We start from the raw sequence: 11,304 nt of genomic DNA on the forward strand, positions 1-11,304 counted from the left end.
CAGCCGAGAACCGCAGCCGATCCTATGACGAGCGCCCGCCGACGGCATCGCCAAGGCTTTCAAAAAACTGTGCGGCCAGCTTTTTCGACGTCGAATCGATCAGCCGCGAGCCGAGCTGTGCCAGCTTTCCGCCGACCTTCGCCTTGACGTCATAGGAGACGACCGTCTCGTCGCCGTCTTCGCGCAGGACCACATCGGCACCGCCCCTGGCAAATCCGGCGATGCCGCCCTTTCCTTCCCCGGTGATCGTGTAGCTCTCCGGCGCATTGATGTTTTCGAGCACAACCGCGCCCTTGAAGGTCGCCGAAACCGGCCCGACCTTGAGCTTGACCGAGGCGGCCATCTCATTTTCGCCGGTCATTTCCAGCGACTGACAGCCGGGAATGCACTGTTTGAGCACATCCGGATCGTTGAGCGCGGCCCACACCGCATCCCGCGGGGCGGCGATCCGCTCTTCACCGTTCATCTCCATATTCCCCTCCCGTGTTTACCGCAGACGATCCCTTGATACCGAAAAGCCGGCCGAATGGAAATCGTCGCGACGGCACGGGCGGGCACGGCGGTTTGTTTTGGCCGGAGCGAGATGAGCCAGGACAAAATGCCTTTGCCGGGGCGTCGGGCGATGCTATTTGCTTGGCACTGTTTTTTGAAGGGCGCAATCATCGGGCGGTCGAAAATATTGAAAGAAAAACAAAGAGGAAAGTCCGGCGGCAGGCAAGGCAAGCCAGCGCAGAACCGGCAGCGCGCCAAATCGGGTGCTGCCGCCAAACGGGGTGAACTGGAAAAGAGCGACCACGAGGCTCGCCGCGCTGCTCAAATGCCTGGCGATACACGGCGGGCCGCGCGCGGCGGTGAGCGCCCCGCGCAGAACGTGCCGCTCATTCTCGAAACGAAGCCGAATGACGATTACAGCCTGATCGACAGCGGTGAGGGAGAAAAGCTCGAGCAATACGGCCCCTATCGCATTGTCCGCCCCGAAGCCCAGGCGCTTTGGCCGCGCAGCCTCAAGGACAGCGCGTGGCAAAGGGCCGATGGCGTCTTCACCGGCGACACCGACGAGGACGGGATGGGCCGGTGGCGGTTTCCCGCCGGGCCGCTGGGCGAAACCTGGCCGATGCGCCTTATGGATGTCGATTTTCACGGCCGCTTTACCGCGTTCCGTCACGTCGGCGTCTTTCCTGAGCAACTGGCACACTGGCGCTGGATGCGCGAACAGATCGCCGCCAGCAACCGCCCCATAAAGGTCCTCAATCTCTTCGGCTATACGGGCGTCGCTTCTCTCATTGCGGCAGCGGCCGGGGCGCATGTCACCCATGTCGACGCATCGAAGAAGGCGATCGGCTGGGCACGCGAAAACCAGGCGCTGGCGCAGATGGAGGACAAGCCGATCCGCTGGATCTGCGACGATGCGATGAAGTTCATCGCGCGTGAGGAGCGGCGGGCGAGCGGCTACGACATCATCCTTGCGGACCCGCCGAAATTCGGCCGCGGCCCCAACGGCGAAGTCTGGCAGTTGTTCGAGCAACTGCCGGCCATGCTCGATATCTGCCGCTCGATATTGAGCGAGCGGCCGCTTGCCCTGGTGCTGACGGCCTATTCGATCCGGGCATCCTTCTATTCGATCCACGAATTGCTGCGCGAGACGATGCGCGGGGCCGCAGGAACGGTGGAATCGGGCGAGCTCATCCTGCGGGAACAATCGGCGGGCCGGGCCTTGCCGACCTCGCTGTTCAGCCGCTGGGTGGCACCATGAACGGGCGTCAGGAGGAGCGCAAACGGGTTGGCCGCGTCAAGGAGATCACCAGCCTGACCAATCCAGTGATCAAGGACATCCGGGCGCTGGCGATCAAAAAGAACCGCGACCGCACGGGCCTCTTCCTGACCGAAGGGCAAAAACTGGTGATCGACGCCCTGGATCTCGGCTGGACCATCCGTACACTGGTCTATTCGAAATCGGCCAGGGAAAAAGCCGGCGTCGCGCCTCTCGCGGCCCGCGCGGTGGCAGCCGGTGCGCTGGTGCTGGAGGTGAGCGGGAAGGTGCTTGCCGCTATAACACGGCGGGACAATCCCCAGATGGTCTGCGCGGTATTCGAACAGCGATATACGGCGCTGACGGACCTGAGGCCGAAAGCGGGCGAGACCTATGTGGCGCTCGACCGGGTGCGCGATCCGGGAAATCTCGGGACCATCATGCGCACGGCCGATGCCGCCGGGGCCAGCGCGGTCATTCTGGTCGGCGACTGCACGGACCCGTTTTCCATCGAGACCGCGCGCGCGACGATGGGCTCGGTCTTCGCGATGCCGGTTGCGCGAACCGGCGCCGACGGGTTCCTCAAATGGTGCGACGGCACCCGTGCCCTGCTGGTCGGCACCCATCTTCAGGGCGCCATCGACTATCGCATGATTGACTACGCGAAAAGCCCGGTCATTCTTTTGATGGGAAACGAACAGGCCGGACTTCCGGAACCTCTTGCGCAGCGATGCGATAAGCTGGCACGTATTCCGCAAGCCGGTCGCGCCGATTCGCTCAACCTGGCGGTGGCGACCGGGATTATGCTGTTCGAAGCACGCAGACACGCGCTGGAGGTCTGAGATGAAAGCCGCACGGTCATTGTTCTCCCGCCCGCGCTACGCGATGGCCCTGGTTGCGCTGCTTGTCGCCATCGACCAGACCGTCAAATGGGCCGTCGAGGAGTTTCTGCCGCTTCAGCAAATGGTCGAGGTGCTGCCGTTTTTCGCGCTATTCCATACCCGCAACGAAGGCATCGCCTTTTCCATGCTGAGCTGGATGAACGAAAACTGGCTGATCGCCCTGATGCTCGTGGTCATTGCATTTGTCGCCGGTCTCTGGGCCCGCAGCACGCCGCAGCGCTGGATCAGCCAGATCGGGTTCGCGCTGATCGTCGCCGGCGCCATCGGCAATCTGATCGACCGCGCGACCTATGGCTATGTGATCGACTACATCCTGTTGCATACAAACAACTGGTATTTCGCGGTTTTCAATCTCGCCGACACGTTCATCACGCTGGGCGCCGGCGCAATCATCATCGACGAAGTGTTCGGCAAGTGGATCTATCCGCAGGAACCGGAGGAGTCCGAACAATCCTGAAACAGAACCGGCCACCCGCCGGTCACCGGAGGATAAAGCATGCAGGAACCGTTCAGGGCCATCGTCATCGATCGCGATGAAAACAAGGTTCAAAGCGTCGAGACCCGCGAGATCGGCCTCGACGATCTTATGGAGGGCGATGTCGTCGTTGAGGTCAACGCGACCACCGTCAACTACAAGGACGGCCTCGCCATCACAGGCAAGGCGCCCGTGGTGCGGCGATGGCCGATGATACCGGGCATCGACTGCGCGGGAACGGTCGTGCAGTCCGGCCATGACGGTTTCAAGGAGGGCGACCAGGTCATCCTCAACGGCTGGGGCGTCGGCGAAACGCATACGGGCTCCCATGCGCGCTACGCGCGTCTCAACGGCGACTGGCTTATTCGCCGGCCGGAGGGCATCAGCGCGCTCGATGCCATGGCCATCGGCACGGCAGGCTATACGGCCATGCTGTGCGTCATGGCGCTTGAGCGGCAGGGCGTGACGCCTCAGGACGGGCCGGTCATCGTCACCGGCGCCAATGGCGGGGTCGGCACGGTGGCCATTGCGGTCCTGTCGAAACTCGGCTTCGAGGTGATCGCCTCGACGGGCCGCACGTCGGAGGCCGATTTCCTCACATCGCTGGGCGCATCCGAAATCATCGATCGCGCGGAACTTTCGGAACCCGGACGCCCGCTCGGCAAGGAGCGCTGGGCGGCGGGTATCGATTCGGTCGGCAGCCACACGCTGGCAAACGTGATCGCGATGACCCGCTATGGCGGCGCGGTGGCGGCATGCGGCCTGGCGCAGGGCATGGATCTTCCGGCCACCGTCATGCCGTTCATTTTGCGGGCCATCGCGCTTCTGGGCGTCGATTCCGTCATGGCATCGCGTGCATTAAGGGAGGAGGCATGGCGCCGGCTCGGCACCGATCTCGATCTGGGCAAACTTCATGCTCTATCGAAAACCATTGCGTTTGATGATATCATTCCGACAGCAGCCGCGCTGATCGACGGCAAGATCAGGGGGCGCGTCGTCATTGATATGGAAAAATGATTTCTGCAAAGGGTGAAATACATTAACGACGACAACTTATCGTGGAAAGGCAGTGACGGCATGTCACTGCTTTGTCGTATTGTTCTGCTTAATGAGCGTCATGACTCGTTCACGGGATTGATTTGCCATGACACTGAACATGCGCCACACATTGCCGGCCAAATCGACGCGGCCGGCGCTTGAAATGATGCAGGAAGAAACCGCCATACTGGGCCGGATTGGCGATCTCGAGACCCGCCTGGCGTGCACACAGGAAGAAATCGAGGCGGCCCAGGCCGTCCGCTTCAACGTGTTCGCCAAGGAAATGGGTGCGGTTCTGCCGCCCGAATCCATGCGCCGCGGACGCGACATGGATGCGTTCGACGCGGTTTGCGATCACCTGCTTGTTTTCGACCGCACCATTGTCGGCAGTCCGGAAGAGCAGATCGTCGGCACCTACCGGCTTCTGCGCCAGGACGCTGCACGCGCGAATGACGGCTTCTACTCGACCTCCGAGTTCGCCATCGACGACATGCTTGCCCGGCACCCCGAAAAGCGCTTCCTCGAACTGGGGCGCTCCTGCGTGCTGCCGCAATATCGCACCCGCCGCACCGTCGAACTTCTGTGGCAGGGAAACTGGGCCTATTCGCTCGAACACGGCATCGACGCCATGTTCGGCTGCGCGTCCATGCCCGGCATAAGACCCGAAGCCCATGCCCTGCCCCTGTCCTTCCTCTATCACAACCGGCTGGCGAGCGGTGAGTGGTCGGTCAGCGCGCGGCCGGAGCTCTATAACAATATGGACCTGATGCCGAAGGAAGCCGTCGATGCGCGCAGCGCCATGTCGGCCCTCCCCCCCCTTCTGAAGGGCTATCTGAGGCTCGGCGCGGTGATCGGCGACGGCGCGGTGATCGACCATGCGTTCGGGACGACCGACGTGATGGTGGTGCTGCCGATCTCGAATATCGACTCGCGCTATCTGAATTATTACGGCGCCGACGCCAGCCGCTTCGCGTCCTGAAAGCCCGGATACGTTCCGGTAAAAGGCGGGCCATAGACGCCCGCCTTTTTGCGCCGGTCAGCTGCCGACATTGTAGGCGGCGATCGCCGCCATATTGACGATGTCTGAGTCGCGCGCGCCCATGGAGACGATCTGCACCGATTTGTCGAGACCGACGAGCAGCGGTCCGATAACGGTCGAACCGCCGAGTTCCTGGAGCATTTTGGTCGAAATCGACGCCGAGTGGAAAGCCGGCATGACGAGGACATTGGCCGGACCCGACAGGCGACAGAACGGATATTGCCGCATGACGTCGAGATTGAGTGCGACATCGGCCGCCATTTCGCCGTCATATTCGAAATCGACCCGCCGCCGGTCCAGTATCGAGACCGCCTCGCGCACCCTCTCCGCGCGTTCGCCGGGCGGATGGCCGAAGGTCGAATAGGCAAGCATGGCCACCCGCGGCTCATAGCCAAGCCGGCGGGCAACGCCGGCGGCCTCCTCGGCAATGTCGGCGAGTTCCTCGGAGTCCGGCATGTCGATGACTGCCGTGTCGGCAACGAGAACCGTTCTGCCGCGGCAAAGGGCGAGCGAGACGCCGATCACCCGGTGGCCGGGTTTGACATCGATGCACCGGCGCACATCGTCGAGCGCCGTCGAATAGTTGCGCGTGGTGCCCGTGACCACCGCATCGGCGTCACCAAGCGCGGCCATGCAGGAGGCGAAATGATTGCGGTCGGTGTTTATCAGGCGCTGGCAGTCACGATAGAGATAACCCTTCCTTTGCAGGCGCGCATAAAGATATTCCGTGTAGGCCTCGACCCGATGCGACACGCGCGCGTTGACGAGTTCGAGGCCGGGCCTGTCGAGATCGATGCCGGCGTGTCTGGCAACCTCTTCCATCTGCTCCGAGCGTCCGAGCAGAATGGCGGTGCCGAGATTCTGATTCACATAGGTCACCGCCGCGCGCATGACCTGCTCTTCCTCGCCCTCGGCGAAGACAACACGGCGCTGCTGACGGCGCACACGCTCATAAATGCGCTGCAGGGTCGAGGCGATCGGATCGCGGCGGGCGGAGAGCTCGCGCCCATAGGCCTCAAGATCGAGGATGGGGCGCTGGGCGACGCCCGAATCCATCGCCGCCCGGGCGACCGCCCTCGGGATATCCGACAGCAGACGCGGATCGAAGGGAACGGGAATGATGTATTGCGGTCCGAAACGGGGCCTGTTCCCGCGATAGGCCGTCGCGACCTCGTCGGGCACGTCCTGGCGCGCCAGATGGGCGAGCGCCTCGGCCGCGGCGATCTTCATCGCATCGTTGATCGTCGATGCGCGCACGTCCAGCGCACCGCGAAAGATATAGGGAAAGCCCAGAACGTTGTTGACCTGATTGGGATAATCGGACCGGCCGGTCGCCATGATGGCGTCCTCGCGTATGCGCGATACCTCCTCCGGCGTGATTTCCGGATCGGGGTTGGCCATGGCGAAGATAATCGGGTTGTCGGCCATCGAACGGACCATGTCCTCGGTCAACGCGCCCTTGACCGACAATCCGAAGAACACGTCGGAGCCCTTGACCGCCTCGGCCAGCGTTCTGTCTTCGGTTTTGACGGCATGGGCGGATTTCCACTGGTTCATGCCCTCTTCTCGGCCCTGGTAGATCACGCCCTTGGTGTCGCACAGCGTGATGTTGTCCGGCTTGAAGCCCATGGACTTGATCAGCTCGACACAGGCGATGGCCGCGGCGCCGGCGCCGTTGCACACGAGCCTGGTTGTCTCCATGTCACGGCCCGTCAGGTGAAGGGCATTGATCAGACCGGCAACGGCAATGATCGCCGTGCCGTGCTGGTCGTCATGAAAGACGGGGATATCCATGACCTCGCGCAGGCGCTGCTCGATGATGAAACAGTCCGGCGCCTTGATGTCCTCGAGGTTGATGCCGCCGAAGGAGGGACCGAGATGGCGCACGCAATTGACAAATTCGTCGATGTCCTCGGTGCCGACCTCGAGATCGATGGAGTCCACATCCGCGAAACGCTTGAAGAGAACCGCCTTGCCTTCCATGACCGGCTTCGACGCCAGCGCGCCGAGATTGCCGAGGCCGAGAATGGCCGTTCCGTTGGATATCACCGCGACGAGGTTGCCGCGCCCGGTATAGTCGAAGGCGCGGGACGGGTCGTCGGCGATGGCCTTGACCGGCACAGCGACACCGGGCGAATAGGCGAGCGAGAGATCGCGCTGCGTCGCCATCGGCTTGGTGGCGTTGACCTCGAGTTTTCCCGGTTTGCCGCGGGCGTGGAACTCCAGCGCCTCCTGCTCGGTGATGGTTGCCATCGTCTGTGACGCTTTGCTGGTCTCGGGCATATCTTCCAACCTGTTGTGGGCGAAGCGTATTCCTGTCTCCGCACCTGTTGTTTTTGCAGCCGCCGCACGGTTAGTGTGCGTACTGGCCGGTGTAAAGCCTGCCAGCGCTGATGCAGCTTAACGAAATGGTTGAAAGTGCCAACAGCCAATGCACTGTTATCGCGTGCATCAGCGGCGATAATGTCGCAGAGCGACGACAGGGCGCATGCCGGGAATGACAAAGGAATGATCACCACCGACAAACTGGCTTCCCGGGAAAGCCGGGCCGCGGCGACGCCGATGATGGAACAGTTCATCGAGATCAAGGCCGACTATACGGACGCCCTGCTGTTTTATCGGATGGGCGATTTTTACGAGCTGTTCTTTTCCGATGCGGTCGAGGCGGCGAAGGCGCTGGGCATCACGCTGACAAAACGCGGCCAGCATCTGGGCGAGGATATTCCCATGTGCGGCGTCCCGGTCCATGCCGCGGACGACTACCTGCAGAAGCTGATCGCACGCGGCTATCGGGTGGCGGTCTGCGAGCAGACGGAGGATCCGGCAGAGGCCAGGAAACGGGGAGCCAAATCGGTGGTTCGGCGCGACGTCGTGCGCCTTGTGACGCCCGGCACGCTGACGGAGGAAAAACTTCTTTCGCCTGCCGAATCCAACTATCTCATGGCGCTCGCCCGGGTAAAGGGACAGAGCGGCGGCGGCTTCGCGCTCGCCTGGGTCGACATATCGACCGGAACCTTCCGGCTCGCCGAAACCGCGAAGGACCGTCTCGCGGCGGATGTCATGCGTGTCGATCCGAAGGAGCTGATCGTCTCGGACCGGGTGTTTTACGACGACGAACTGCGTCCGGTCTTCGAACTGATCGGGCCGGCCGTCTCACCGCAACCGTCGGTGCTGTTCGACAGTTCCAGCGCGGAAGGCCGCATCAAACGGTTCTTCGACGTTTCAACCATTGACGGTTTCGGAACGTTCTCCCGCGCGGAACTGGCGGCCGCAGCGGCGGCGATCGCCTATGTCGAAAAGACGCAGTTTGCCGAGCGGCCGCCCTTGCGCCGCCCGGAAAGGGAGAGCGGCGGATCGAGCCTTTTCATCGATCCGGCGACACGGGCAAATCTTGAGCTCGTGCGCACGCTTTCGGGAGACCGCAAGGGATGCCTTCTTCATGCCATCGACCGCACGGTGAGCGGCGGAGGCGGCCGGTTGCTGGCGGAGCGGCTGATGTCGCCGCTGACCGATCCGGCATTGATCGATCTCCGGCTCGAAGCGGTCTCCTGGCTGCTGACGCAGCCGGCGCTTGCCGGCGACATTCGCGATGGCCTGAAGTCTGCTCCCGATATGCCACGCGCCCTGTCGCGCATCGCGCTCAACCGGGGCGGACCGCGCGATCTCGGCGCCATCCGCCAAGGCCTGCAGATGGCGCAAACCATCGCCGCTCTGTTCGGCGGGAGCGATGTCCCGGACGAGATCGGCCACGCGGTCGCGCAACTGGCGGCGCTGCCGCCCGCCTTGCTGGAACGGCTCGATACCGCACTGGCCGACGAACTGCCGCTTCTGCGTCGCGACGGCGGGTTTGTCCGCAACGGACACCATGATGAACTTGACGAGATGCGGGCACTGCGCGACGAATCGCGCAAGGTGATTGCCGGACTGCAGGCTCAATATGCCGAAGAGACCGGTGTCAAATCGCTGAAGATCAAGCACAACAACGTGCTCGGTTACTTCATCGAGGTCACCGCGAACAATTCCGCCGCCCTCACCGACAGCGACGATGCAAAGGCGCGTTTCATCCACCGGCAGACCATGGCCAACGCCATGCGCTTCACCACGACGGAACTCGCGGATCTGGAAAGCCGCATCGCCAATGCCGCCGACCGGGCTTTGACCATCGAATTCGAGGTTTACGACGGGCTGACGGCGGCTGTCGTGGAAGCGGCGGAGGCGATCACCGGCGCGGCCGGGGCACTTGCCGTTCTCGATGTCTCGGCGGCGCTGGCGCGGCTTGCCGATGAGCAGGGCTATTGCAGACCGCAGGTCGACACATCGCGGGCCTTCCATGTGGTCGCGGGACGCCACCCGGTCGTCGAACAGGCGCTGCGGCGCCAGGCGGAGGGCCCGTTCGTGGCCAATGATTGCGACCTGTCGCCGAAAGACGACGCGCAGGAAGGCGCGATCTGGCTGCTGACCGGGCCGAATATGGGCGGCAAATCGACCTTCCTGCGCCAGAATGCGCTCATCGCCATCATGGCCCAGATGGGGTCCTTCGTTCCTGCCGGCAGCGCGCATATCGGCGTCGTTGACCGGCTGTTTTCGCGGGTCGGCGCGTCGGACGATCTCGCCCGCGGCCGGTCGACATTCATGGTCGAAATGGTCGAGACGGCCGCGATCCTCAATCAGGCGAGCGACCGCTCACTGGTCATCCTCGATGAAATCGGCCGCGGGACGGCAACCTTCGACGGGCTTTCCATCGCCTGGGCCGCCGTCGAGCACCTGCACGAGGTCAATCGCTGCCGGGGTCTCTTCGCCACGCATTTTCACGAACTGACGGTGCTTTCCGAAAAACTCGGGCGGCTCTCCAACGCCACCATGCGGGTCAAGGAATGGGAAGGAGAGGTCATCTTCCTGCACGAGGTCGGGCCGGGCGCGGCCGACCGATCCTACGGCATCCAGGTGGCGCGGCTCGCGGGCCTGCCCGAGGCCGTTGTCGCTCGTGCACGCGACGTCCTCAGCCAACTGGAAGAGGGCGAGCGCCAGAGCCCCGCCCATCAGCTCATCGACGACCTGCCGCTGTTCTCCGCTGACGTCCGGCATGAGCGCCCGGCACAAGCGGGGCCCAGCGAGGTCGAGGCAGCGCTCGGCGATATCAACCCGGACGACATGACCCCGCGCGAGGCGCTGGAAGCGCTTTACATGCTGCGGGGAAAGATGGGCGCGCGCAAATAGCGGTAGAAAGACCGCATGGCCGGCCCTACCTCCAAGGGTCAGATTGATGGTTGCCGAGCGACTGTACATGAAACGTTACGTCTGGATATGGCTGCTGGTCCTGATCACGGCGCCGAACGCTGCGGCCGACACGCTCACCGCCGACCAGATACAAGCCGAGATGTTGAACAGGACCATCGTCACGCACAGATTTGGAATGAGGGTGACCATGCTCTACATGGACGGTGGCGTGGTGTCGGCCAGGTCCCTGCTCGGATCCATGAACGGCACGTGGGAGGCGCGTGGAAACAGGATATGTTCGACATTTCCCCGCGGCCCGGCAAAGGGCACCAGCTGTGTCAGCTTTCGTCGAACGGGGACCAACCGGTATATCAGCTCCGAGGGTGTCCGGTTCCGGGTTGTCGATTGAACCGGATGGCCGCAACAACGACAACCGCAGCCGGCAAGCCATAATCCGACGCTGCCAGGGGACCGAAAGACCCGATGGATTCATTGACACAATTCACCCTCGGGGCGGCGATTTCCGCGCTGTGCCTTGGCAAGAAACTCGGGCCGCGCAAAGCCGCGCTTCTTGGCGGCATCCTGGGCACCATACCGGACCTCGACGTCCTTCTGCCCGTCGACAATCCCGTCGATGCCTTCGTCTTCCATCGCGGGTGGACCCATTCGGTGTTCGTTCACGCGGTCGCGACGCCGGTGGTCGGCGAACTCCTCGTCCGCCTCGTCAACCCGCTCAGAGGGATGAGAGCCAGGGTCTGGCTGACCGTTTTCCTGTGCTTCTCGACGCACGCCATGATCGATGCGATGACCGTTTACGGAACCCGCCTCTTCTGGCCGTTCTATCCCGACCCGATCGGCGTCGGATCCATCTTCATCATCGACC

10 protein-coding genes are annotated in these 11,304 nt (G+C 63.1%); 8 read left to right on the forward strand and 2 right to left on the reverse strand.

Annotation, left to right across the window (positions count from 1 at the left end):
* Positions 1–22: 22 nt before the first annotated feature.
* A complete protein-coding gene (locus tag AC5E6N_RS12335; protein ID WP_491748090.1) occupies positions 23–472 on the reverse strand; it encodes an SRPBCC family protein in 450 nt (149 codons plus the stop codon).
* Positions 473–679: 207 nt separating this feature from the next.
* Between AC5E6N_RS12335 and AC5E6N_RS12340 the strand changes: the two genes are divergently transcribed.
* The 5 genes from AC5E6N_RS12340 to olsB all read left to right on the forward strand — a co-directional run bounded on the left by AC5E6N_RS12340 (position 680) and on the right by olsB (position 5,144).
* Positions 680–1,753: a class I SAM-dependent methyltransferase gene (locus AC5E6N_RS12340; protein WP_491748091.1), complete on the forward strand. Its 1,074-nt coding sequence runs from the start codon at positions 680–682 to the stop codon at positions 1,751–1,753.
* Complete coding sequence (locus AC5E6N_RS12345) at positions 1,750–2,592, forward strand: TrmH family RNA methyltransferase (protein WP_491748092.1); 843 nt, start codon at positions 1,750–1,752, stop codon at positions 2,590–2,592. Before AC5E6N_RS12340 ends, AC5E6N_RS12345 begins: the two co-directional genes overlap by 4 nt.
* Before the next feature lies 1 nt (position 2,593).
* Positions 2,594–3,109: a signal peptidase II gene (gene lspA / locus AC5E6N_RS12350; protein ID WP_491748093.1), complete on the forward strand. Its 516-nt coding sequence runs from the start codon at positions 2,594–2,596 to the stop codon at positions 3,107–3,109.
* Positions 3,110–3,148: 39 nt separating this feature from the next.
* On the forward strand, positions 3,149–4,144 hold the full coding sequence (gene acuI, locus AC5E6N_RS12355; protein WP_491748094.1) for an acrylyl-CoA reductase (NADPH): 996 nt from the start codon (positions 3,149–3,151) through the stop codon (positions 4,142–4,144).
* Positions 4,145–4,328: 184 nt separating this feature from the next.
* On the forward strand, positions 4,329–5,144 hold the full coding sequence (olsB, locus tag AC5E6N_RS12360; protein WP_491748100.1) for a l-ornithine N(alpha)-acyltransferase: 816 nt from the start codon (positions 4,329–4,331) through the stop codon (positions 5,142–5,144).
* A gap of 57 nt (positions 5,145–5,201) precedes the next feature.
* Here the strand turns inward: olsB and AC5E6N_RS12365 are convergent, their stop codons facing one another.
* On the reverse strand, positions 5,202–7,487 hold the full coding sequence (locus AC5E6N_RS12365) for an NADP-dependent malic enzyme (RefSeq protein ID WP_491748095.1): 2,286 nt from the start codon (positions 7,485–7,487) through the stop codon (positions 5,202–5,204).
* 225 nt (positions 7,488–7,712) lie between these two features.
* Here AC5E6N_RS12365 and mutS point away from each other — a divergent pair, with 225 nt between their 5' ends.
* From mutS to AC5E6N_RS12380, 3 genes are all read left to right on the forward strand, one after another.
* The gene (gene mutS, locus AC5E6N_RS12370) at positions 7,713–10,421 is read left to right on the forward strand and encodes a DNA mismatch repair protein MutS (protein WP_491748096.1); all 2,709 of its coding nucleotides are present in this window, start codon (positions 7,713–7,715) and stop codon (positions 10,419–10,421) included.
* A gap of 67 nt (positions 10,422–10,488) precedes the next feature.
* Complete coding sequence (locus AC5E6N_RS12375; protein ID WP_491748097.1) at positions 10,489–10,830, forward strand: hypothetical protein; 342 nt, start codon at positions 10,489–10,491, stop codon at positions 10,828–10,830.
* A 74-nt stretch (positions 10,831–10,904) separates the two neighbouring features.
* The coding region (locus AC5E6N_RS12380; protein ID WP_491748098.1) for a metal-dependent hydrolase at positions 10,905–11,304 on the forward strand (400 nt) is incomplete at its 3' end.

It is taken from the genome of Hoeflea sp. (assembly GCF_984452065.1).